General features: G+C 70.9%; 19 protein-coding genes. 10 read left to right on the top strand and 9 right to left on the bottom strand.

Features of this window, described 5'->3' with window-relative positions:
- Positions 1-12: 12 nt before the first annotated feature.
- Positions 13-1,320, top strand: a complete 1,308-nt coding sequence (locus tag ACFY0K_RS18280; protein ID WP_390640963.1) for a M14 family zinc carboxypeptidase — start codon at positions 13-15, stop codon at positions 1,318-1,320.
- 134 nt (positions 1,321-1,454) lie between these two features.
- Here the strand turns inward: ACFY0K_RS18280 and ychF are convergent, their stop codons facing one another.
- Entirely contained in the window at positions 1,455-2,543 is a 1,089-nt protein-coding gene (gene ychF / locus ACFY0K_RS18275; RefSeq protein ID WP_352366525.1) for a redox-regulated ATPase YchF, read from the bottom strand.
- Positions 2,544-2,741: 198 nt separating this feature from the next.
- Here ychF and ACFY0K_RS18270 point away from each other — a divergent pair, with 198 nt between their 5' ends.
- On the top strand, positions 2,742-3,293 hold the full coding sequence (locus ACFY0K_RS18270; RefSeq protein WP_390640697.1) for a DUF6542 domain-containing protein: 552 nt from the start codon (positions 2,742-2,744) through the stop codon (positions 3,291-3,293).
- Positions 3,294-3,333: 40 nt separating this feature from the next.
- Here ACFY0K_RS18270 and ppgK read toward each other — a convergent pair whose 3' ends face one another.
- Positions 3,334-4,083, bottom strand: coding sequence for a polyphosphate--glucose phosphotransferase (gene ppgK, locus ACFY0K_RS18265; protein ID WP_390640696.1), 750 nt, complete (start codon positions 4,081-4,083; stop codon positions 3,334-3,336).
- 76 nt (positions 4,084-4,159) lie between these two features.
- Positions 4,160-5,173 (bottom strand): 4-hydroxy-3-methylbut-2-enyl diphosphate reductase, encoded by a 1,014-nt coding sequence (locus ACFY0K_RS18260; RefSeq protein ID WP_390640695.1) that lies wholly within the window; start codon positions 5,171-5,173, stop codon positions 4,160-4,162.
- Between the two features lie 254 nt (positions 5,174-5,427).
- On the opposite strand from ACFY0K_RS18260, the gene xseA reads away from it, so the two are divergent.
- From xseA to ACFY0K_RS18245, 3 genes are all read left to right on the top strand, one after another.
- A complete protein-coding gene (xseA, locus tag ACFY0K_RS18255) occupies positions 5,428-6,636 on the top strand; it encodes an exodeoxyribonuclease VII large subunit (protein ID WP_390640694.1) in 1,209 nt (402 codons plus the stop codon).
- A gap of 35 nt (positions 6,637-6,671) precedes the next feature.
- The gene (locus ACFY0K_RS18250) at positions 6,672-6,908 is read left to right on the top strand and encodes an exodeoxyribonuclease VII small subunit (RefSeq protein WP_390640693.1); all 237 of its coding nucleotides are present in this window, start codon (positions 6,672-6,674) and stop codon (positions 6,906-6,908) included.
- Between the two features lie 177 nt (positions 6,909-7,085).
- Entirely contained in the window at positions 7,086-7,676 is a 591-nt protein-coding gene (locus tag ACFY0K_RS18245; RefSeq protein WP_351959531.1) for a malonic semialdehyde reductase, read from the top strand.
- A gap of 76 nt (positions 7,677-7,752) precedes the next feature.
- Here the strand turns inward: ACFY0K_RS18245 and ACFY0K_RS18240 are convergent, their stop codons facing one another.
- Complete coding sequence (locus ACFY0K_RS18240; protein ID WP_351959530.1) at positions 7,753-8,277, bottom strand: DUF4245 domain-containing protein; 525 nt, start codon at positions 8,275-8,277, stop codon at positions 7,753-7,755.
- Between the two features lie 126 nt (positions 8,278-8,403).
- Between ACFY0K_RS18240 and glpX the strand changes: the two genes are divergently transcribed.
- Complete coding sequence (glpX, locus tag ACFY0K_RS18235; protein WP_093499329.1) at positions 8,404-9,441, top strand: class II fructose-bisphosphatase; 1,038 nt, start codon at positions 8,404-8,406, stop codon at positions 9,439-9,441.
- Positions 9,442-9,582: 141 nt separating this feature from the next.
- Here the strand turns inward: glpX and ACFY0K_RS18230 are convergent, their stop codons facing one another.
- Positions 9,583-9,966, bottom strand: a complete 384-nt coding sequence (locus tag ACFY0K_RS18230) for a WhiB family transcriptional regulator (RefSeq protein ID WP_351959529.1) — start codon at positions 9,964-9,966, stop codon at positions 9,583-9,585.
- Positions 9,967-10,119: 153 nt separating this feature from the next.
- A complete protein-coding gene (locus ACFY0K_RS18225; RefSeq protein WP_351959528.1) occupies positions 10,120-10,821 on the bottom strand; it encodes a DUF1707 domain-containing protein in 702 nt (233 codons plus the stop codon).
- A gap of 181 nt (positions 10,822-11,002) precedes the next feature.
- On the opposite strand from ACFY0K_RS18225, the gene ACFY0K_RS18220 reads away from it, so the two are divergent.
- Entirely contained in the window at positions 11,003-12,673 is a 1,671-nt protein-coding gene (locus ACFY0K_RS18220; protein ID WP_390640692.1) for a fumarate hydratase, read from the top strand.
- Positions 12,674-13,084: 411 nt separating this feature from the next.
- Here ACFY0K_RS18220 and ACFY0K_RS18215 read toward each other — a convergent pair whose 3' ends face one another.
- Positions 13,085-13,459, bottom strand: coding sequence for a hypothetical protein (locus ACFY0K_RS18215; RefSeq protein WP_390640691.1), 375 nt, complete (start codon positions 13,457-13,459; stop codon positions 13,085-13,087).
- Between the two features lie 185 nt (positions 13,460-13,644).
- Between ACFY0K_RS18215 and ACFY0K_RS18210 the strand changes: the two genes are divergently transcribed.
- The 3 genes from ACFY0K_RS18210 to ACFY0K_RS18200 all read left to right on the top strand — a co-directional run bounded on the left by ACFY0K_RS18210 (position 13,645) and on the right by ACFY0K_RS18200 (position 18,217).
- On the top strand, positions 13,645-15,030 hold the full coding sequence (locus tag ACFY0K_RS18210; protein ID WP_390640690.1) for a class II fumarate hydratase: 1,386 nt from the start codon (positions 13,645-13,647) through the stop codon (positions 15,028-15,030).
- 84 nt (positions 15,031-15,114) lie between these two features.
- Positions 15,115-15,828, top strand: coding sequence for a DUF402 domain-containing protein (locus tag ACFY0K_RS18205; RefSeq protein ID WP_390640689.1), 714 nt, complete (start codon positions 15,115-15,117; stop codon positions 15,826-15,828).
- 304 nt (positions 15,829-16,132) lie between these two features.
- Entirely contained in the window at positions 16,133-18,217 is a 2,085-nt protein-coding gene (locus tag ACFY0K_RS18200; protein WP_390640688.1) for a SpoIIE family protein phosphatase, read from the top strand.
- A gap of 206 nt (positions 18,218-18,423) precedes the next feature.
- Here ACFY0K_RS18200 and ACFY0K_RS18195 read toward each other — a convergent pair whose 3' ends face one another.
- Together ACFY0K_RS18195 and ACFY0K_RS18190 are read right to left on the bottom strand one after the other, a co-directional pair.
- A complete protein-coding gene (locus ACFY0K_RS18195; RefSeq protein ID WP_390640687.1) occupies positions 18,424-20,850 on the bottom strand; it encodes a transglycosylase domain-containing protein in 2,427 nt (808 codons plus the stop codon).
- Positions 20,851-21,133: 283 nt separating this feature from the next.
- Positions 21,134-22,075 (bottom strand): NAD-dependent epimerase/dehydratase family protein, encoded by a 942-nt coding sequence (locus ACFY0K_RS18190; RefSeq protein ID WP_390640686.1) that lies wholly within the window; start codon positions 22,073-22,075, stop codon positions 21,134-21,136.
- Positions 22,076-22,163: the final 88 nt, after the last annotated feature.

Here is a 22,163-nt window from a genome sequence, read left to right as displayed (position 1 = left end):
CAGACGCGGATGATGGACCGGTACCTCACGGTCGCGGAAGTCACCGACTCGGCGCGGCGGCTGGTGTCCCGGTATCCGGGAGCCGTGCGGCTGCGCCGGATCGGGACGTCCCGCGCGGGCCGCCCGATCGAGATGCTGTCCGTGGGGCACGGGCCGCGTCACGTCCTGGTGGTCGCCCGGCCGCACCCCGACGAGCCGGTCGGCGGTACGACCGCACTCGCCCTGGCGGAGCGGGTGGCACGCGGCGACCACCGGTCCCCGGCGACCGACCAAGCCGTAGTCACCTGGAACATCGTCCTGTGCCTCGACCCGGACGGCGCCGCGCTGAGCCATGGGCTCGAGGAGGCCACGGCGGGGCCCGCCCCCTCCGTGTACGACTACTACCGCACCGCCTACCGCCCGGTCGGCGCGGAGCAGCCGGAGTGGGCACCGATCGAGTCGCGGCAACTCCCGGAGAGCCAGGCGCTGTTCGATGTGATCGACGAACTCCGGCCGTTCCTCCAGTGCTCCCTGCACGGCGTCGAGGCGGGCGGCAGCTGGGTCCAGCTCACCCAGGCCCTCCCGGGACTCGCCGCCCCCTTCCGGACCTCCGCCGCGGAGCTCGGCATCCCGGTCCAGCGCGGCACGTTCGACGCCCTGTACTGGGAGAACCCCGGCCCCGGGGTCTACGTCCTGCCGCCGCCTGAGAGCACGGCCCGCCTGGCGGCCGGGTCCGAGAACATCGGCCTGTCCACCTGGTGCGCCCCGCAGCGGTACGGCGGCGTCACCGCGATCGTCGAGGTGCCCATGTGGGCGAGCGACCTGGCCGCCGACCCGTCCCCGCATCCGGAGGCCGCCGCCGCGCTGCGCGACCTGGCCGGCCTGGTACGGCACGGCGGCCGCCAGGTGACCGGCGTCCTCGACAAGGCCCGCGCCTTCCTGCCGCCTCCCGGGGTCAGCCCGCCGCGCCGCGTCCTGGAGTGGATGGCCGACGGCCTCTACGACCTGGTCGCCGACTCCTGGGAACCCCTCGCCCGCCAGGCCGCCGACGATCCGCGGCGGGTGACGACGGCCCAGATCTGTGCCCTTGACGTCGTGGCCCGGCGCCAGCCGCTCCGCGCCGCGGGCCTCCTGCTACGACTGCTGAGGGCGGCGGACCACCCCGCCGCCCCGGAACTGCACCGCGACCTGGACGACCTCTTCACCACCTGGTGCACGGACTTCGAGAAGTCCCTGCGACTACGCCGGACACCCGTCCACCACCAGGTCGCACTCCAGACCCGGACGACCCTGACAGCCGCCGCAACCGCACTGGCGACGGGGCCTGTCACGCGAACGTAGCACTGGAATTGATCAACGATGAGCGAGCCGGCCAACGGGTTCCCGGACCGGGTCGTCCAGCAACTGTTGGCCGCCCCGACCGCACAACGGCCTGACCTGCTTTCTCGCAGGTCAGGCCGCTTGTCCACGTTCGATCAGACGTTGAAGCGGAACTCCACCACGTCCCCGTCCTGCATCACGTAGTCCTTGCCCTCCATGCGGGCCTTGCCCTTGGCGCGGGCCTCGGCCACCGAGCCGGTTTCGACGAGGTCGGTGAAGGAGATGACCTCGGCCTTGATGAAGCCCTTCTGGAAGTCGGTGTGGATCACGCCGGCCGCCTCGGGGGCCGTGGCGCCCTTCTTGATGGTCCAGGCGCGTGATTCCTTGGGGCCGGCCGTCAGGTAGGTCTGCAGGCCGAGGGTGTCGAAGCCGACGCGGGCGAGCGTGGCGAGGCCGGGCTCCTCGGCGCCCACCGACTCCAGGAGCTCCAGGGCGTCCTCCTCGTCGAGTTCGGCGAGGTCCTGCTCCAGCTTGGCGTTGAGGAAGATCGCCTCGGCGGGGGCGACCAGGGCGCGCTGCTCGGTCTTGAAGTCCTCGTCGAGCAGTTCGTCCTCGTCGACGTTGAAGACGTAGAGGAACGGCTTGGTGGTGAGGAGGTGCAGGTCGTGGAGGAGCTCGTTGCGCTCGGTGCCCTGGACGATGCCGTGGGCGAAGAGTGTGTCGCCCTTCTCCAGGATCTCCTTGGCCTCCTCGACCGCCTTGACCTTGGGGGCCACGTCCTTCTTGATGCGCGACTCCTTCTGGAGCCGCGGCAGGACCTTCTCGATGGTCTGGAGGTCGGCGAGGATCAGCTCGGTGTTGATCGTCTCGATGTCGTCCTTCGGCGAGACCTTGCCGTCGACGTGCACGACGTTCTCGTCCTTGAAGGCCCGGATGACCTGGCAGATCGCGTCGGACTCACGGATGTTCGCGAGGAACTTGTTGCCCAGGCCCTCGCCCTCGGAGGCGCCGCGCACGATGCCCGCGATGTCGACGAAGTCGACCGTGGCCGGAAGGATGCGCTCCGACTTGAAGATCGACGCCAGCTTGGCCAGACGGGCGTCGGGGACGCCGACGACACCCACGTTGGGCTCGATCGTGGCGAACGGGTAGTTGGCCGCGAGCACGTCGTTCTTGGTCAGGGCGTTGAACAGGGTCGACTTGCCGACATTCGGCAGGCCGACGATTCCGATCGTGAGCGACACGTTGCGACTTCCCGTAGTGAGTGGGTGAGTGAGCCGGGGGGGCTGCCAGTGCCGGCGGGCCGGCCGATCCACCAGTTTACGGGGTTCGGGGCACCCTGCCGGCGGCCGCGTCGAACACCTGGCCAAGGGCCGCTCTTCGGCTTGGTTTCGGCGTGTCTGGGCTGCGACTGGGCACATAAACAGACCTAGGTTGGTCCGGTGGAGCATCACAGGACCCGACCCCGACAGCCCGGACCGCGTCGAGGCGGCCCCCGTCCGCCGCTGCCTCCGCAGGCGAGACCGCGGCCGGGGACTGCAGGGCGCCGGCCCGCTCCGGGGAGGTCGCGTCCGGCACCGGTGTCGCAGCCCGCGCGGCTGCCGAACCCACGGCTCACCGGGCTCGGCTGCGGCCTCTTCTGCATGGCCGCGATGCTCTCGCTCGGCTTCCTGGACGACCTGCTTTTCGGGGCGTCCCTGACCGTGTACGGCGTGCTGTCCCTGCCGGTGTCCGCGCTGACCGCGCTGTGGGTGCGCGGGGGCGACCTGCTGACCGCTCCCGTCGTCATCCCGATCGCCTTCGCCGTCGGCCTGACGGCCGTCGCCGACGACGGCGGCGGGGGTTTCCTGGGCACGGTGATGGGCCTCGTGACGGCCCTGTCCACGCAGGCCGGCTGGCTCTACGGCGGGACGCTGATCGCCGGGGTGATCGTCGTCGTCCGCCGGATCCGGGTGATCCGGACGGCCCGGACGGTCCGGCGCCGCCGGACCTGACCCCGGCTGGCGGGCCGGGCCGGGGTCACGGGGGTGCCGGCTACTTGGCGTGGTGCGCCGCGCGCATCGCCGCGCCCACGATCCCGGCGTTGTTCTGCAGCTGGGCCGGGACGATCTCGGCCTTGATGCCCTCGATGTACGGCAGGAACTTGTCGGCCTTGCGGCTCACCCCACCGCCGATGATGAACAGGCTCGGGGTGAAGAGCATCTCGACGTGCGCCAGGTACTTGTTGACCCGGCGCGCCCAGTGCTCCCAGCTCAGGTCCTCGTCCTCCTTGACCTTGCTGGAGGCCTTCTTCTCGGCGTCGTGGCCGCCCAGCTCCAGGTGGCCGAGCTCGGTGTTGGGGACCAGCTCGCCGTCGACGAACAGGGCGCTGCCGATGCCGGTACCGAAGGTGAGCAGGAGGACGACTCCCCTGCGGCCCCGGCCGGCGCCGAACTCGATCTCGGCCACGCCCGCCGCGTCCGCGTCGTTGACCACGGTCACCGGGAGACCGCCGAGCCGCTCGCTGAACAGCGTGCGCGCGTCGGTGTCGATCCAGCTCTTGTCGACGTTCGCCGCCGTACGGATGTGGGTGCCGTCGGTGATCACGCCTGGGAAGGTGAGCCCGACCGGGCCGCTCCACCCGAAGTGGTCGACGACCTGTTTGACCCCGTCGGCGACGCTGTCCGGCGTCGCCGGGTGCGGGGTGAGCACCTTGCACCGCTCCTGGGCCAGGTCGCCCTTGTCCAGGTCCACGGGAGCGCCCTTGATCCCGGAACCACCGATGTCCACGCCGAAGATCTGCATGGCTCCACGTTACGTCGTACGACTGACAGTCACGACGTCGGACGGCCCCGCGGTCACACAGTCGTACGGACGATGGTCACGCGCCGGCGCCGGTGCCGCCGCGCTCGGAGACCAGGGTGGCCGCCTCTTCGCGCAGGTCACGGCGGAGTTCCTTGGGGAGCGAGAAGGTGATGGACTCCTCGGCCGCCTTGACGATCTCGACGTCGCCGTAGCCGCGCTCGGCGAGCCACTCCAGGACCTGCTCGACCAGCACCTCGGGTACGGAGGCACCGGAGGTGACGCCGACGGTCGTCACACCGTCCAGCCAGGCCTCGTCGATCTCGTCGGCGAAGTCGACGAGGTAGGCCGCGCGGGAGCCGGCCAGCTTGGCGACCTCGACCAGCCGCTTGGAGTTGGAGGAGTTGCGGGAGCCGACCACGATGACCAGTTCGGCCTCGGCGCCCATCTGCTTCACGGCGAGCTGACGGTTCTGCGTGGCGTAGCAGATGTCGTCGCTGGGCGGCGAGATGAGCTGCGGGAACTTCTCCTTGAGGGCGTCGACGGTCTCCATCGTCTCGTCGACGGAGAGGGTGGTCTGGGAGAGCCAGACGACCTTGGACTCGTCGCGGACCTCGACCTTGGCGACGTCCGCCGGGCCGTCGACCAGCTGGATGTGGTCGGGGGCCTCGCCGGAGGTGCCGATGACCTCCTCGTGGCCCTCGTGGCCGATCAGGAGGATGTCGTAGTCCTCGTTGGCGAAACGGACGGCTTCCTTGTGGACCTTGGTGACGAGCGGGCAGGTCGCGTCGATGGTGGCGAGGCGGCCGCGCTCGGCCTCCTCGTGGACGACGGGGGCGACGCCGTGCGCGGAGAACATCACGATGTTCCCCGGCGGGACCTCCTCGGTCCGCTCGACGAAGATCGCGCCCTTCTTCTCCAGGGTCTGCACGACGTACTTGTTGTGGACGATCTCGTGCCGGACATAGATCGGGGCCCCGTACTGCTCCAGGGCCTTCTCGACGGCGATCACGGCGCGGTCCACACCCGCGCAGTAGCCACGGGGGGCGGCGAGCAGGACACGGCGGCCAGGCGAAGCAGTCATGGCACCCATCGTAAGGCCGCGTTCGGGGGGTCGAAGATCGCCTCCGGGTGACGATCCCGGGGAGACTGGCGGAAGACACGGAAGACATGGAAGACGCGGGGGTGCGCGGGCAGGTCGGGGGGCGGGGCCCGGGTGCGCTGGGGGCGGGGCTGGTGGTGCTGGTCATGCAGCGCGGCCGGCCCCCCGCGCGGCCTGAACGGCCTCGTCCGCGGACTCCGGACGGGCTGGAGGGCGCTGTCGGTGCGCGCCGTTACGCTCGGCGCATGGCTTTGAACACGTCCGCTGAAGCTCCCGTGCCCGTCGGCGAGATCTCCCGGCTCATCGGGGGGTGGATCGACCGGCTCGGGGCCGTCTGGGTCGAGGGGCAGATCACGCAGCTGTCGCGGCGGCCGGGGGCCGGGGTCGTGTTCCTGACGTTGCGGGATCCGTCGTACGACATCTCGATCGGCGTGACCTGCTTCCGGCAGGTCTTCGACGCCGTGGCCGACGTGGTCGGCGAGGGGGCCCGGGTCGTCGTGCACGCGAAACCCGAGTGGTACGCGCCGCGTGGGCAGCTGTCCCTGCGGGCCGCCGAGATACGGCCGGTCGGGGTCGGGGAGCTGCTGGCGCGGCTGGAGATGCTCAAGAAGGCGCTGGCCGCCGAGGGGCTGTTCGCCGCCGGACGGAAGAAGCCGTTGCCGTTTCTGCCGCAGCTGATCGGGCTGGTGTGCGGGCGGGCGTCGGCCGCCGAGCGGGACGTGCTGGAGAACGCTCGGCACCGGTGGCCCGCGGTGCGGTTCGAGGTGCGGAACGTGCCGGTGCAGGGCGTGCACGCCGTCCCGCAGGTCGTGCAGGCCGTGAAGGAGCTGGACGCGATCGAGGAGGTGGATGTGATCATCGTCGCGCGCGGGGGCGGCAGCGTGGAGGATCTGCTGCCCTTCTCCGACGAGCAGCTGGTGCGGGCGGTCGCGGAGTGCCGTACGCCGGTCGTCTCCGCCATCGGGCACGAGCCCGACAACCCGTTGCTCGACTACGTCGCGGACCTGCGTGCCTCCACCCCGACCGACGCCGCGAAGAAGGTCGTCCCGGACGTGGGGGAAGAGGCGGAGCGGGTGCGGATGCTGCGGGACCGGGGGCGGCGGTGTGTCGACGCGCTGGTAGGGCGGGAGGAGCGGGGACTGGCCAACGCGCTCGCGCGGCCGGCCATGGAGGACCCGCACCGGATGGTCGACGAGCGGGCCGATCACGTCGCCTCGCTGGTGGACCGTTCGCGGCGCACCCTCGGGCATCTGCTCGACCGCGCCGACTCCGAGCTGACGCACACGCACGCGCGCGTGGTGGCCCTCTCCCCGGCCGCCACGCTGAAGCGCGGTTACGCCGTGCTGCAGAAGGGCGACGGCCACGTGGTGCGCGACGGCGCGGAGGTCGAACCGGGCGAGGCGCTGCGGGCGCGGGTCGCCGAGGGTGAGTTCACGGTGCGGGTGGACGGCTAGTCCATGCCGTACGGGCGGATGAGAGAGGTGTGTGCATGAGCGGCAGGGCCGAGGAGACGCTCTCCTACGAGCAGGCGCGGGACGAGCTGATCGAGACCGTGCGGCGGCTGGAGGCCGGCGGGACGAGCCTTGAGGAGTCGCTGGCGCTCTGGGAGCGGGGCGAGGAGCTGGCCAAGGTGTGCCGGCGGTGGCTGGAGGGGGCGCGGGCCCGGCTGGACGCGGCCCTGGCCGAGGAGGAGGACGAGGGGGGCGAGGCCGGGGAGGAAGGCTGAGCGGGGTGCTCGCGGGGCTCTTGGCGTGGTGTCGACGTGAACCCGTGTGAGGCGGATCACCGAGCGAGGTCCCGCCTTTGTTGAACCTTGAACCTTCCTCGCGTAAGGTCGTGCCGTCAGCCTATCCGGACCGCGGTCCGGATTTGAACGTGATGCGACCCCCCAGGAAGTTAAATCATGTCACTCGTTCTCGACCCCGCCGCTCAGGACCTGCTGTTCCGCGAGGCCCGCACCGCCAACACCTTCACCGACGAGCCGGTGACCGACGAGCAGGTGCAGGCGATCTACGACCTGGTCAAGTACGGCCCGACCTCCATGAACCAGTCGCCGCTGCGCGTGGTCCTGGTCCGCTCCCCCGAGGCCCGCGAGCGCCTCGTGCAGCACATGGCCGAGGGCAACCAGAAGAAGACCGCCACCGCCCCGCTGGTCGCGATCCTCGCCGCGGACAACGAGTTCCACGAGGAGCTCCCGGAGCTCTTCCCGCACTTCCCGCAGGCCAAGGACGCCGTCTTCGGCGACCGCGCCGTGCGCGAGGGCAGCGCCGCCCTGAACGCCGCCCTCCAGGCCGCCTACTTCATCATCGGCGTCCGCGCCGCCGGTCTCGCCGCCGGCCCGATGACCGGCGTCGACTTCGCGGGCATCCAGAAGGAGTTCCTGGACGACGACCACACCCCGTTCGTGGTCGTCAACATCGGCAAGCCGGGCCCGGACGCCTGGTTCCCGCGCTCCCCGCGCCTGGCCTACGACGACGTCGTCACGACCGTCTGAGCCCGCCGAAAAAAATGCTGAGAGGCCCCCGGCAACGGCGCCGGGGGCCTCTCGCGTTCACGCCGTGACGCCCGCGTCAGGACAACTTCAGGGCCGCGGCCATCTTCGTCAGCTCGGTGAAGGAGGCGGTGCCGGCCACGACCGTGGTGGAGCCGGTGGTGCCGTCCAGCACCAGCGCGTCGTAGCGGCCGCCGGTGTAGTGCGTCCAGGTGCGGTCGCCGATCTTCTCGGTCGTCTTCGTGGCCGACGCGCCCTGGCTGGCGTCGTCGATGAAGTCCGCGCGCTTCTGAGTCGACTGCTCGATCTGGACGTACTGACCGTCGGGGGTCTGGTAGCCGAGATGCCAGCGGTCCCCGGCCTCACCCTGGAAGCGGACCGAGGTGGCCTTCCAGGTGCTGGGCAGGCCCTGGGGCGCGGCCACCGGATAGCTCGCCGCGCGCCGTGCCGTCAGCAGCTCGACCCGGTAGTCGACCCGCTGGATGTCGGGAGCGTGATCGTCGTGCGGGACGAGCAGGTAGATGAAGCCCGCCGCGAGGCCGATCAGGGCCAGGGAGAGAATCATGTCCCGGACCGTCTTCTGCTTGCCGTTCGTGCCTGCCACGTCCCCTATCGTCGCAGGTGCCCGCTGCGCTCATCCGTGGGGTCCCCTGCTCATTTTGTCAGCCTGGCGATAGAGTCGACGGGAAACCCTCATCCGGCCGTCGTCGTATCAGAAAGGTGCGCTCCGATGACCGAGAATCATCATCACCTGCCGTCCGAACTCGATGTTCCCTCCGAGGCCCCCGACCGCAACCTCGCCCTGGAGCTGGTCCGGGTGACCGAGGCCGCCGCGATGGCCGCGGGACGCTGGGTCGGCCGCGGCGACAAGAACGGCGCCGACGGCGCCGCGGTGCGCGCGATGCGGACCCTCGTCTCCACCGTGTCGATGAACGGCGTGGTCGTCATCGGCGAGGGCGAGAAGGACGAGGCCCCGATGCTCTTCAACGGAGAGCGCATCGGCGACGGCACCGGACCCGAGGTCGACATCGCCGTCGACCCGATCGACGGGACGACGCTGACCGCCAAGGGCATGCCCAACGCGATCGCCGTGCTGGCCGCGGCCGAGCGTGGGGCCATGTTCGACCCGTCCGCCGTCTTCTACATGGACAAACTGGTCACGGGCCCGGAGGCGGCGGACTTCGTCGACATCGACGCGCCCGTCTCCGTCAACATCCGGCGGGTCGCCAAGGCGAAGCGGGCCACGCCGGAGGACGTGACCGTCGTCATCCTCGACCGGCCGCGGCACGAAGGGATCATCAAGGAGATCCGGGAGGCCGGCGCGCGCATCAAGCTGATCTCCGACGGTGACGTCGCCGGGTCGATCTACGCGCTGCGCGAGGGCACGGGCGTCGATATGCTGCTCGGGATCGGCGGCACGCCCGAGGGCATCATCTCGGCGTGCGCCGTGAAGTGCCTCGGCGGGACCATCCAGGGCAAGCTGTGGCCCAAGGACGACGAGGAGCGCCAGCGGGCGATCGACGCCGGGCACGACCTGGACCGGGTGCTGACCACCGAGGACCTGGTGACCGGCGAGAACGTCTTCTTCGTCGCGACGGGCATCACCGACGGCGAACTGCTGCGGGGCGTTCGGTACCGGTCGGAGACCGCACTGACCGAGTCCATCGTGATGCGGTCGAAGTCGGGGACGGTGCGGCGGATCGACTCCGAGCACAGGCTGCGCAAGCTGCGGGCCTACAGCACGGTGGATTTCGACAGGCCGAAGTAACGCCGGCGACGAGGGGGCTGCCGACCGCGTGTGGCTGCGGGTGCGCCGTGGCTGGTCGCGCAGTTCCCGCGCGCCTTCGGGGCGCGCTTCCCCTCAGGCCGATCAGAAAGGCGCCCTCGGTGCGGAGAGGGCGCCTTTTCGTCAGCCTGCCTGTGCTATGCGGTTCGCCGCTGCCGCTCGCGCCGCCTTCTTCAGTTCCATCTCGCGGCGCCTGCGGCGGGCCAGGACCACGCGGCGCTCCGCCGCGGTGAGGCCGCCCCAGACGCCGTAGGGCTCGGGCTGGAGCAGCGCGTGTTCGCGGCACTCGACCATCACAGGGCAGCGGGCACAGACCCGCTTGGCCGCCTCCTCGCGGGACAGCCGGGCGGCGGTGGGTTCCTTGGAGGGTGCGAAGAACAGGCCGGCCTCGTCGCGCCGGCACACCGCCTCGGTGTGCCAGGGTGCGTCTTGGTCCCTGTCCCGCACTGGCACCCGCTGGGCCGGAACGGCAGCTACCTGCAGGGACGAATGCGGCGGTTGCAGCACGGGTCTACTCCTGACGACGGCTTCGCGAGCGAGAGACGATGCAGCAAGGCCTACCCGCTGTGCGCGGGCCTATGCACAGCGTTCTCAACAGCCGTAGCCCGTAGGCTCGTTCACGACCCCTGGGGCCGCTGGGCAAGGAGTGATTCGCGACCGTCAACGGTCCAGGTGTTTGCGCAACTTCCGGTCGACCTTGTCCTGAACCCGGTCCAGGATGTCCGCGATGACCTTTCCGCGCTTCGGCCGCGCCTCCACGTTGCCGAGGACGGCCCAGCCGTCGACGTAGACGACCGGCGCGTCGGAGTCGACCGAATCCAGCGTGTCCGCCTCGAAGTTGCCGAGCACGCCGCCCCCGGTGCCGCGCAGCGACACGTTCTCAGGAACACGGATCTGGACGTCACCGAAGACCGAGATCGCCTTGATGACGACCTGCTGGTACTCGAAGATCGCCTCGGTGAGGTCCAGCTCGATGGAGCCGAAGACCGCGTAGGCGTGCAGCCGGCGGCCGGCCCGCCAGCGGCCGCGGCGACGGGCGCTGCTGAAGACGGCGACCACGTTGCTGTCCGCCTCGACGGGGATCGCGCCGGGCGTCGGCCGCGGCGGCACCGGCGTGTAGGCCGGGGCGGCCGGGCGGGCGTGGGCCGCGGGCAGGTCCCGTATGAAGACCTCCAGCTCGCCCACCGTCTTGGCGCTCAGCACCCCCTCCACGCGCTCGGCGTGCTCGTCGGCGGTCAGGCGCCCCTCGGCGAGGGCCTCCCGCAGGATGTCGGCGATACGGTCGCGGTCCGCGTCGGAGGCGCGCAGCTCGGCCACCGGCGCCCCGGCCCGCTCCTGAGGAGTCTGCTTCTGAAGGTCCACGGCAGCAGCGTACCGAAACGCGATAGATCGCGACTACCCCTCGCCGCGACCTGTGGAAAACCCGTCCCCTCCGCGAACTGAGCCTTACCTCACAGGTTCCGTGTCAGCGGCAGGTTCTACGCTGGACAGCGCCCGCCAGCGTCGGCGGGCGGCCGTCCGTCAGAGTGAGGAATGGGCTGAGATGCCTGAGTTCGCGTATACCGATCTGCTCCCCCAGGGCGAGGACACCACCCCGTACCGGCTGGTGACCTCGGAGGATGTGTCCACCGTCGAGGGACCGGACGGGCGGACGTTCCTCAAGGTGGAGCCGGAGGCGCTGCGCAAGCTCGCCGAGGAGGCGATCCACGACATCCAGCACTACCTGCGCCCGGCCCACCTCGCCCAGCTCCGCCGGATCGTCGACGACCCGGAGGCGTCGGGCAACGACAAGTTCGTCGCGCTCGACCTGCTGAAGAACGCCAACATCGCGGCGGCCGGCGTGCTGCCCATGTGCCAGGACACCGGCACGGCGATCGTCATGGGCAAACGCGGGCAGAACGTGCTGACCGAGGGCGGCGACGAGGCGGCGCTGAGCCGCGGCATCTACGACGCGTACCTGAACCTCAACCTGCGCTACTCGCAGATGGCTCCCCTCACCATGTGGGAGGAGAAGAACACGGGGTCGAACCTGCCGGCCCAGATCGAGCTGTACGCCACCGACGGCGGCGCCTACAAGTTCCTCTTCATGGCGAAGGGCGGCGGCTCGGCCAACAAGTCGTTCCTCTACCAGGAGACGAAGGCCGTCCTCAACGAGGCCTCCATGATGAAGTTCCTGGAGGAGAAGATCCGTTCGCTCGGCACGGCCGCCTGCCCGCCGTACCACCTGGCGATCGTGGTGGGCGGTACGAGCGCCGAGTACGCGCTGAAGACCGCCAAGTACGCCTCCGCGCACTACCTGGACGAGATCCCCGCCGAGGGCTCGGAGCTCGGGCACGGCTTCCGGGACAAGGACCTGGAGCAGAAGGTCTTCGAGCTGACCCAGAAGATCGGGATCGGCGCGCAGTTCGGCGGCAAGTACTTCTGCCACGACGTGCGGGTGGTCCGGCTTCCTCGGCACGGCGCGTCCTGCCCGGTCGCCATCGCGGTCTCCTGCTCCGCCGACCGGCAGGCGGTCGCGAAGATCACCGCCGAGGGCGTGTTCCTGGAGCAGCTGGAGACGGACCCGGCGCGGTTCCTGCCGGAGACGACGGACGAGCACCTCGACGAGTCCTCGGACGTGGTGCGGATCGACCTCAACCAGCCGATGGACACGATCCTCGCCGAGCTGACCAAGTACCCGGTCAAGACGCGGCTCTCGCTCACCGGGCCGCTGGTCGTGGCGCGGGACATCGCGCACGCCAAGATCAAGGAGCGGCTCGACGCGGGTGAGGAGATGCCGCAGTACCTGAAGGACCACCCGGTGTACTACGCGGGGCCCGCGAAGACGCCCGAGGGGTACGCCTCCGGGTCCTTCGGGCCCACGACGGCCGGGCGCATGGACTCCTATGTCGAGCAGTTCCAGGCCGCCGGGGGCTCCAAGGTGATGCTCGCGAAGGGGAATCGCAGCAAGCAGGTCACCGACGCGTGCGAGGCGCACGGCGGGTTCTATCTCGGCTCCATCGGGGGGCCGGCCGCGCGGCTCGCGCAGGACTGCATCAAGAAGGTCGAGGTCGTCGAGTACGAGGAACTCGGCATGGAGGCGGTCTGGAAGATCGAGGTCGAGGACTTCCCGGCGTTCGTCGTCGTGGACGACAAGGGCAACGACTTCTTCCAGGACCCCGCCCCGGCTCCGACGTTCACCACGATCCCGGTGCGGGGGCCCGGGCTGGCGTAGTGCGTCCGGGGCGGCGGGGGGGGGAGGATGTCGCCCCCGCCGCCCCTACCCGTCCCGTCCTTCCAGGGGGTGGGCCCCCTTCGACCGCCCGTTTCGGGGGCTGCCGCCCCCGGACCCCCGCTTCGGCCTCCGGCCTCGTCCTCAAACGCCGGACGGGCTGGACAGTGGGGGCGCGGGCCCGTCGTCGTCCTCAGACGGCGGACGGGCTGGAGGATGGGGCGCGGGTCGGTCTCGTCCTCAAACGCCGGACGGGCCGGATGGTGAGGTGCGGACCGGCCTCGTGCTCAGACGCCGGACGGGGCGGATGGTGAGGTGCGGACCGGTCTCGTGCTCAAACGCCGGACGGGCCGGATGGTGAGGTGCGGGCCGGTCTCGTCCTCAAACGCCGGACGGGCTGATGAACAAGCGCCGTCAGTCGGGGATGCAGCCGAACCAGTTCACCGTGTCGCGGTCCTTGGTGTAGCCCATGCACCGGACGGTTTCGTCGTGGAGTTTCTCGGTGTGGTCGACCGGGCCGTTCGCGTAGTCCGTCGTGTGGTGGGGCTGCGCCAGGTTGTCGATGGCGACGCGGTACCAGGGACGTTTGCTGGACGGCAGGGTGCAGCCGTGGCTCGTCATGTTGCGGCTGGGATCGCCGCTCCAGACCGGGCGTTCGGCGCGGTCGCAGTGGGCCCGGTGGGCTCCGCCTTCGGCGGCGGCGGTGCCGGCACCCGCGCCCAGCAGGGTCGCCGTGCCTATGGACACCGCCGCCAGGGCGCCGAGCAGACCCTTTGGAGTGAAGTTCATGAGTGGCCCTCCTGGTAGCCGTGGTGACGGCAGGGAATCGCCTTGCCGCCTTGGGGCGATCGTCACACTTGTCCGGGATGCCCCGCCCGGCGAGCGGAGGGGCAGTCCCCCGTCCCGGTGACGTCCGTGGTGCCAATGCAGCAGGCGCCCGGAACAACCGCCGCCCCCCGATCGCTGACAAGGGCATGAGCGACTACCGCATCGAACACGACTCCATGGGCGAGGTCCGGGTCCCCGCGCACGCCAAGTGGCGGGCCCAGACGCAACGGGCCGTCGAGAACTTCCCCGTCTCCGGGCAGCGGATCGAGCGCGCGCACATCGAGGCGCTGGCCCGCGTCAAGGGCGCGGCGGCCAAGGTGAACGCCGAGCTGGGGGTGGTCGACAAGGACGTCGCGCAAGCGATCCAGGAGGCGGCCGAGGAGGTCGCGGAGGGGAAGTGGGACGAGCACTTCCCCGTGGACGTGTTCCAGACCGGGTCCGGCACCTCGTCGAACATGAACACCAACGAGGTCCTCGCGACGCTGGCGACCGAGCGGCTGGGACGGGACGTCCATCCGAACGACCACGTGAACGCCTCGCAGTCCTCCAACGACGTGTTCCCGTCGTCCATCCACATCGCCGCCACCGCCGCCGTCACCCGTGACCTGATTCCGGCCCTGGAGCACCTCGCCGACTCGCTCACCAGGAAGTCCGAGGAGTTCGCCGACGTGGTGAAGTCGGGGCGGACCCATCTGATGGACGCGACGCCGGTCACGCTGGGGCAGGAGTTCGGCGGGTACGCGGCGCAGGTGCGGTACGGCGTCGAGCGGCTGCGGGCCTCGCTGCCCCGGCTGGCCGAACTGCCGCTCGGCGGGACGGCGGTGGGCACCGGGATCAACACCCCGCCGGGGTTCTCCGCCGCGGTGATCGAGGAGGTCGCGCGGGTCACCGGGCTGCCGTTCACGGAGGCCCGCAACCACTTCGAGGCGCAGGGTGCCCGGGACGGGATCGTGGAGACCAGCGGGCAGCTGCGGACCGTCGCGGTCGGGCTGACGAAGATCGCCAACGACCTGCGGTGGATGTCCTCGGGGCCGCGGACCGGGCTCGCCGAGATCTCGCTGCCCGACCTGCAGCCGGGGTCCTCGATCATGCCGGGGAAGGTCAACCCGGTCATCCCCGAGGCCGTGCTGATGGTGGCCGCGCAGGTCGTCGGGAACGACCAGACCATCGCCGTGGCCGGCGCGGCCGGGAACTTCGAGCTCAACGTCATGCTGCCGGTCATCGGGAAGAACGTGCTGGAGTCCGTCCGGCTGCTCGCCAACGTCTCGCGGCTGCTGGCCGACCGGACCGTGGACGGGATCACGGCGCACCGGGAGCGGGCCCGGGAGTACGCCGAGTCGTCGCCGTCCGTGGTCACGCCGCTCAACAGGTACATCGGGTACGAGGAAGCCGCCAAGGTGGCCAAGAAGGCGCTCGCGGAACGTAAGACGATCCGCCAGGTGGTCATCGAGAGCGGGTACGTCGAGCGGGGCGACCTGACCGTCGGGCAGCTGGACGAGGCGCTGGATGTCCTGCGGATGACACGGCCGTAACCACGTGCGAACGTTTCGCGCCGCCCGGCCAGAACCGTGACGTCCACCGCAGCGTCGTATGCCTACGGCACCTAATATCTGTGCATGGCAGACGGTGGAGCGGTGAGACGCGTGATGCGCGGGGAAACGGGCGGTGCGACCGGCGACGGGACCGGTTTCTGGACCCCTGGGAGCCAGATCCTGTGGCGGTACCGGGAGAACGCCGGGCACGCCTTCCACATCGCGCGCCCCGTCACCGTCGTCCGCGACGACGAGGAACTGCTCGCTGTCTGGCTGGCCCCCGGCACCGAGTGCGTCAGGCCCGTGCTCGCCGACGGCTCGTCGGTCGGTGAGGAACCGCTGGAGTCCCGCTACACCAAACCCCGGTCCGTCACGCACGGCCACTGGCGCGGCACCGGCGTGCTGAAGCTGGCCCGGCCCGGTCAGCCCTGGTCGGTGTGGCTGTTCTGGGAGCCGGGCTGGCAGTTCAAGAACTGGTACGTCAACCTGGAGCAGCCACTGGCCCGCTGGGACGGCGGAGTGGACTCGGAGGACCACTTTCTGGACATCTCCGTGCACCCGGACCGCAGTTGGCGATGGCTCGACGAGGACGAGTTCGCGCAGGCCCAGCGGGACGGGCTGATGGCCGCGGAGACGGCCGCGGCGGTGCGGGCGGCGGGCCTGGCCGCGGTGGCCGCCGTCGAGGCCTGGGAGGCGCCCTTCTCGGCCGGCTGGCAGCACTGGCGCCCGGATCCGTCCTGGGCGGTACCGTCACTGCCGAAGGACTGGGACCGTACGCCCGCGCACGTGTCCTCATGAGACCCTTGATGCGCCCCCGGTCCACAACCGTAGGATCGTCCTCCGCAAGGAAGCGTGAGCACAACTCCCGGATCATGCGCCGGGCTTGACCGAACGTCACCGAGGGGCGGCAGGACGTGAGCGAGGGGTACGAGGGCAACACCGGCGAGCGGCGCGCGGGCCGCAGATCGTTCGCCGGTGGCACAGGAACAGCCTCCAGCCACGCCGAAATTCCGTTCCTGGGACACGTAATCCGGGTATCGGCACTTCGGCGGGACCACCTGCGCGCCCGGCGCGCAGCCCCGGACGGACGGATTCGACACGCGTGACGGAGCACCCCACCTCCTACGAGCGCCCACAGCCGGGCGCCGACCCCGCGGAGGCCCGCGGGGCGCTCCTGCATACCCCGCAGCCGCAGTTGCAGGGACAACCCCAGCCCTGTCCGCGCGGCGGCACCGCCTTACCGGCACAGGCCCGCGCGGGCGAGACGCCTTCCGGCCCCGGTACCAGCACGTCCGAGGAGCACTCCGTCAACGGCCCCGAGCACGCCCAGCCCACCAGCGCTGAGCCCGATCCGCACCGGCCGCGCCCCGTCCCCGAGGGCATCCCGCCGCAGCCCGGCGCCGAGCCGGAGCGGGTGGCGAGCGCGCAGGAGCGGCGTACCGGACGCGGGCTGCCGCCGGGCCGGCCGATGCCGATGCGGCGGGACGGCGACCGGCTGCGTTTCGTGGGCGCCGCGACCCGGCGGATCGCCCGGGGCATCGACCTGGACGAGATCGTGATGGGGCTGTGCCGGGCGACCGTGCCGACCTTCTCGGACGCGATCCTGGTCTATCTGCGCGACCCGCTGCCGGTCGGCGACGAGCGGCCCGTGGGCCCGGTGGTGCTGCGGCTGCGCCGCACCGACCGGATCCCGGAGGAGCGGGACGGCGAGGGATTCCCGCCCCTGCCGGTCCCGGACCCGGACCCGGCCGACATCGGCCTGGCCGTGCTCACCGCGGAGCTGTGCGAGGTACGGCCGGGCGGTGCGCTGAACGAGGTGCTGCGCGGCGTGCGGCCGGTCTTCGCCGACGCCCCCGCCGCCCGCGCGGCCCTCCCCGAACTCCTCGGCGAGGGCAACGAATCGCTCGTCCCCGGTGCCCAGCACGCGATCCTCGCCCCGCTGCGCGGCCGGCGCCGGGTGATCGGCGCGGCCCTGTTCCTGCGTCGCCCGGAGCGGCTCGCGTTCGAGGCCGACGACCTGCTGGTCGCGGCCCAGCTGGCCACGCACAGCGCGCTCGGCATCGACAAGGCGGTGCTGTACGGCCGGGAGGCGTACATCGCCGACGAGTTGCAGCGGACCATGCTGCCGGAGAACCTGCCGAGCGCGACGGGCGTGCGGCTGGCGTCCCGCTACCTGCCGGCCGCCGAGACGGCCAGGGTGGGCGGCGACTGGTACGACGCGATCCCGCTGCCCGGGAGCCGGGTGGCGCTGGTCGTCGGTGACGTCATGGGCCACTCGATGACGTCGGCGGCCATCATGGGCCAGCTGCGGACGACCGCGCAGACGCTGGCGGGCCTCGATCTGCCGCCGCAGGAGGTCCTGCACCACCTGGACGAGCAGGCTCAGCGGCTCGGCAGTGACCGGATGGCGACCTGCCTGTACGCCGTCTACGACCCGGTGTCGCACCGCATCACCATCGCCAACGCCGGCCATCCACCGCCGGTGCTGCTGCACCTGGGTGGCCACGCCGAGGTGCTGCGGGTGCCGGCCGGGGCGCCGATCGGCGTCGGCGGGGTCGACTTCGAGGCGGTGGAGCTGGACGCGCCGGCCGGGGCGACGCTGCTGCTGTACACCGACGGTCTTGTGGAGTCCCGGCTGCGGGACGTGTGGACCGGCATAGAGCAGCTGCGCGAGAAGCTCGCCGCGACCGCGCAGCTGACGGGGCCGGACCATCCGCCGCCGCTCGAAGCACTGTGCGACGAGGTGCTCGACATGCTCGGGCCGGGTGACCGGGACGACGACATCGCGCTGCTCGCGGCCCGGTTCGACGGGATCGCGCCGAGCGACGTGGCGTACTGGTTCCTGGAGCCGGAGGACGCGGCGCCGGGACGGGCCCGGCGGCTGGCGCGCAGGGCCCTGGCCCGCTGGGGACTTGAGGAGCTCACCGACTCCGTCGAGCTGCTGGTCAGCGAGGTCGTGACGAACGCGGTGCGGTACGCGTCGCGGCCGGTGACGTTGCGGTTGCTGCGGACCGATGTGCTGCGCTGCGAGGTCGGGGACGACGTGCCCCAACTGCCGCGGCTGCGGCAGGCCCGCGCGACGGACGAGGGCGGCCGGGGTCTGTACCTGGTGAACCGGCTGGCACGGCGGTGGGGGGCGACGCGGCTCAGTACCGGCAAGGTGGTGTGGTTCGAGCTGAACAGGTAGCGCCGTGGGGCGTGCCTGAGGTCGTCGGGGAGCTGCGGGCCGGTGGGGGCTGGTCGCGCAGTTCCCCGCGCCCCTAAAGGGGCGTCAGCCGTAGCGCCCCTTCAGGGGCGCTGGGGGTACCCCCGGCCGGAGGCTGGGGGAGGAACTGCGCGCGCAACCACGACGCTGCCGCACCCGGCGAAGCACCGGATGCGGCAGCGGCTCCGCTACTGACCGTCGGCCGGATCCAGCGGATTGTCCGTGATGCCGCCCGTCGGGGTCTGCGACGGGGTCGACGGGGCACTGGTCGTCGGATCCGGGGACTTCGTCGGGGTCTGGGACGGTGTCTGCGACGGCGTCTGCGACGGGGTCGCGGACTTCGTCGGGGTCTGGGACGGGGTCTGCGAGGGCGTCTGCGACGGGGTCTCGCTGAAGCTCGGCGTGTCCGTCGGCTGGACGGCCGCGCCCAGCTCGGTGCTCAGGTCGAACTTCGCCTTCTTCGTGACGCCGAAGGTGTACGTCGCCCAGATCTGCGCCGGGTAACCGCCACCGTTGATGCGGCCGGTGCCGGGGATCAGGCCCGTGGCGCCGGTGAGGGGGACCTGGTTGTGGGTCTTGGCGTCCTCGCCGAACAGTCCGACCGAGGTCACCAGGTCGGGCGTGTAACCGGTGAACCAGGCCGACTTGTTGCTGTCGGACGTACCCGTCTTGCCGGCCACCTGCTGCCCCTTGCGCAGCGGGTTCTGGGCCACCGACGCCTTGGCCGTGCCGTCGTCGACCACGCCGGTCAGCACCGACGTCACCTGGTCGGCCGCCTCGGCGCTGATCACCTGGTCGCCGATCGGGTCCGGCAGGTCGACCTTGCGGCCGGTCTTCTCCGCCGACGCGAGGATGGTCGGGGTGACCTTCTGGCCGTGGTTGTCGAGGGTGGCGTACACCGAGGCCATCTCCAGCGGGCTCGCGCCCATGCTGCCCAGGGTCATCGCGGGCACCGCCTGGAGGTTCTGGGTGTCCAGGCCGAGGTCGTCGGCGGTCTTCAGCACGTTCTTCATGCCGACGTCCACGCCCATCTGCGCGAACACCGAGTTGACGGACTTGTTCATCGCCGTCTGCACGGTGATGTTGCCGTAGTTCGCGTCGTCCTCGTTCGGCGGGGCGAAGGCGATGTCGCTGCCCTTGACCGGGCGGCCGCTGGTGCCGTCGTAGATCGTGTCGGCGTTGATGTCCTTGCCGTTCTGCGTCTTGGCGTTCTGGTCGAGCGCGGCGGCGAGGATGATCGGCTTGAAGGTGGACGCCGGCTGGTAGTCGGCGCGGGTGGCGTTGTTCGTGTAGTGCTTGTAGTAGTCGACGCCGCCGTACAGGGCGAGGATCTTGCCGGTCTTGGGGTCGACGGAGACGGCACCGGCCTGGACGTTGTTGTCGACCTTGCGCTTCTTGCCGTCGAGCTTGCTGGTGAGCTGGCTCTTGACGGCCGCCTCCAGCTTGGCCTGCTTCTTCGGGTCGATGTTCAGGGTGATCGTCCAGCCCTGGTCGACGACCTGGGCCTCGGCCTGGGACCGGGTGATGTTCTGCGACTTCATCAGCTGGTTCTCGAGCTGGGTGTTGGCCAGGTCGACCAGGTAGCCCTTCTGGCCCTCAAGACCGGACGCGGGCTTCGGGTCCTTGGGGATCGGGAACTTCATGGCGTCGCGCTCGGACTTGTCCAGCCACTTCTGGCCGACCATGTTGTCCAGGACGTAGTTCCAGCGGGCCTGCACCAGTTTCTTGCCGACGGGACCGGCCACCGCCCAGTCGTACTGGCTGGGCGCCTGCAGCAGCGCGGCCAGGTAGGCGCCCTGCTCGACCGTGAGCTTGTCGGCGTCGACGCGGTAGTAGGCCTGGGCGGCGGCCTGGATGCCGTAGGCGCCGCGGCCGTAGTAGCTGGTGTTGATGTAGCCCGCGAGGATCTCGTCCTTGGTCTTCTCGCGGTCCACCTTCAGCGAGATGACCAGTTCCTTCAGCTTGCGGGTGACGGTCTGGTCCTGGTCCAGGTAGTAGTTCTTGACGTACTGCTGGGTGATCGTCGACCCGCCCTGGGTGCCGCGGCCCCGCGCGGTGTTGTAGAGGCCGCGGGCCATGCCCCTGAGGTCGATGCCGTTGTCCGTGTAGAAGGTCTTGTTTTCCGCGGCGACGAAGGTGTGCTGGACGGCCTTCGGGACCTTGGAGAGGTCGACGATCTCGCGGTTGACGGTGCCCTTGCGGGCCAGGACCGAACCGTCGCTGTACTTGTAGACGTTGCTCTGCGTCTGCGCGAGCGCGTTGCCCTCGGGGACGCTCACCATCATGTAGAGCGCGATGAAGGAGCCGATGCCCAGCAGACAGACGGTGAAGAACGCGCCGAGCATCTTCTTCCAGGTGAACAGCCTGCGTATGCGGCCCTTGGCGGGCTTGCCCGGCGCACCGGGCTTGCCGGGCGGCTTCTTGCCGGCGGCCCGGCGGCGCTCCGCGCGGGTGGCGCCCTCGGCGGCCTCGGCGGCCGGCGACTCGACCGCCGTCGTGGTCCGGCCCTCCGCCTGCGCCGGCGTGGCGGGCGCGGCCTGCTGGGACGTGCGGTTCCGGGGCGCGGCGCGGCGGCCGCCACGCTGTCGCGCTCTTCTCTCGTCCGCTCGTCCCATGAGTCCGTCTGCTCCGCTTCGTCTCGGCTGTCACACGTGTGTACGGGTGTCACACAAGTACGTGGCTCAGGTCAGTCCAGAAAGCTAACACCGCTCTCTATGACAAAGGCCGCACGATCTGTCCTTTTTCGGACGTGACAATCAGCACCCTCACCCAACGGAACCGACGAGCGGAGGGGGCGGAGGGTTGCCCGGAGCTGTCGAGCGATACCACTTCGATAGCACGAGCGGCCGGGATCGCACGGCCGGAGGGGCCTCGTCCGGCCGTGCACCGCGTGGCGACTCAGCCGGCCAGTGCCGCCTTGAACCCCTGCCGCCAGGACGGATACCGCGGTTCCCAGCCCAGTTCCCGCTTGGCCTTGGCGTTGGAGAAGCCGCGGCCCTGGGTCATGACGACGACCGCCTGCTCGCCGGCCAGGAGACGGGCCAGCCAGACCGGTACCCGCAGCGGCCGCTTCGCCCCGGCGCACTCGGCCAGGTACGGCAGCCACTCGGCGGCCGGCGCCGGCTCGTCGTCGACGATGTTGAACACGCCCCGCGCCTTCTGCTCCACCGCGAGGACGGTCGCGCTCGCGGCGTCGTCGAGGTGGATCCAGCTGCTGTAGCCGGTGGCACGGCCGACCAGGGGGTACTGGCGTTTGCGGACCAGCTCGACCTGGTCGTCGATGGCGCCGGGGCCGTAGAAGGCGCCGTAGCGCAGGGCCGCGCCGCCGGCCGCCAGGACCGCGTCCTCCAGGTGGCGCAGCGCGAGCATCCCCCCGTGCGCGGCGGTGCCCGGCAGCAGGTCCAGCGGGTCCTCCTCCGTCTTCACCCAGCCGCCCTCGCGGATGCCGTTCCAGCTCGCGTGGCTCTGCGCGACGACGTGCCGCACGCCGGCCGCCTCGGCGGCGGCCAGCAGGTGGTCCGTGCCCTCGGTGCGCAGCCGGTTGGTGAGGGCGAACCAGCGGTCGGGATGCTTGATGTCCGGCTTGCCGGCGTGCGCCGTGGAGATCGCGGTGAGCTGATGGACGACGACGTCCGGACGGGCCGCGGCCACCGCCGCGCCGACCGACGCCGCGTCCAGGCCGTCCATCACGACCCCCTGCGCGCCCAGTTCCGCCAGGAGCCCGAGCCTGGCCGCGCCGGTCGTGGTGGCCGTCACCTGATGCCCACGCGCCACCAGCTGCGGCACCAGCCGCCGCCCCAGCACCCCACTGCCCCCTGCCACGAACACCCTCACAGCCATCACCTTCCTGATCCGACCCGATGCGACCTGATCCGACGCGACGCGGGAGACCCGCTGCCGGACCGGAGACGAGACGGGCCCCGCCGGT

It is taken from the genome of Streptomyces sp. NPDC001507 (genome assembly GCF_042894765.1).
Lineage (GTDB): Bacteria > Actinomycetota > Actinomycetes > Streptomycetales > Streptomycetaceae > Streptomyces.
This window is presented reverse-complemented; position numbering and strand designations above follow the sequence as displayed.

Bases quoted from the DNA above. Each gene is read 5' to 3' on its own strand.
- ACFY0K_RS18260 (WP_390640695.1), bottom strand. From the start codon at position 5,173: ATGGGTGCCATGACTGCTTCGCCTGGCCGCCGTGTCCTGCTCGCCGCC.
- ACFY0K_RS18220 (WP_390640692.1), top strand. From the start codon at position 11,003: ATGCCTGAGTTCGCGTATACCGATCTGCTCCCCCAGGGCGAGGACACC.
- glpX (WP_093499329.1), top strand. From the start codon at position 8,404: ATGACCGAGAATCATCATCACCTGCCGTCCGAACTCGATGTTCCCTCC.
- ACFY0K_RS18205 (WP_390640689.1), top strand. From the start codon at position 15,115: ATGGCAGACGGTGGAGCGGTGAGACGCGTGATGCGCGGGGAAACGGGC.
- ACFY0K_RS18195 (WP_390640687.1), bottom strand. From the start codon at position 20,850: ATGGGACGAGCGGACGAGAGAAGAGCGCGACAGCGTGGCGGCCGCCGC.
- ACFY0K_RS18280 (WP_390640963.1), top strand. From the start codon at position 13: ATGGACCGGTACCTCACGGTCGCGGAAGTCACCGACTCGGCGCGGCGG.
- ACFY0K_RS18210 (WP_390640690.1), top strand. From the start codon at position 13,645: ATGAGCGACTACCGCATCGAACACGACTCCATGGGCGAGGTCCGGGTC.
- ACFY0K_RS18190 (WP_390640686.1), bottom strand. From the start codon at position 22,075: ATGGCTGTGAGGGTGTTCGTGGCAGGGGGCAGTGGGGTGCTGGGGCGG.
- ACFY0K_RS18245 (WP_351959531.1), top strand. From the start codon at position 7,086: ATGTCACTCGTTCTCGACCCCGCCGCTCAGGACCTGCTGTTCCGCGAG.
- ACFY0K_RS18215 (WP_390640691.1), bottom strand. From the start codon at position 13,459: ATGAACTTCACTCCAAAGGGTCTGCTCGGCGCCCTGGCGGCGGTGTCC.
- xseA (WP_390640694.1), top strand. From the start codon at position 5,428: ATGGCTTTGAACACGTCCGCTGAAGCTCCCGTGCCCGTCGGCGAGATC.
- ppgK (WP_390640696.1), bottom strand. From the start codon at position 4,083: ATGCAGATCTTCGGCGTGGACATCGGTGGTTCCGGGATCAAGGGCGCT.
- ACFY0K_RS18250 (WP_390640693.1), top strand. From the start codon at position 6,672: ATGAGCGGCAGGGCCGAGGAGACGCTCTCCTACGAGCAGGCGCGGGAC.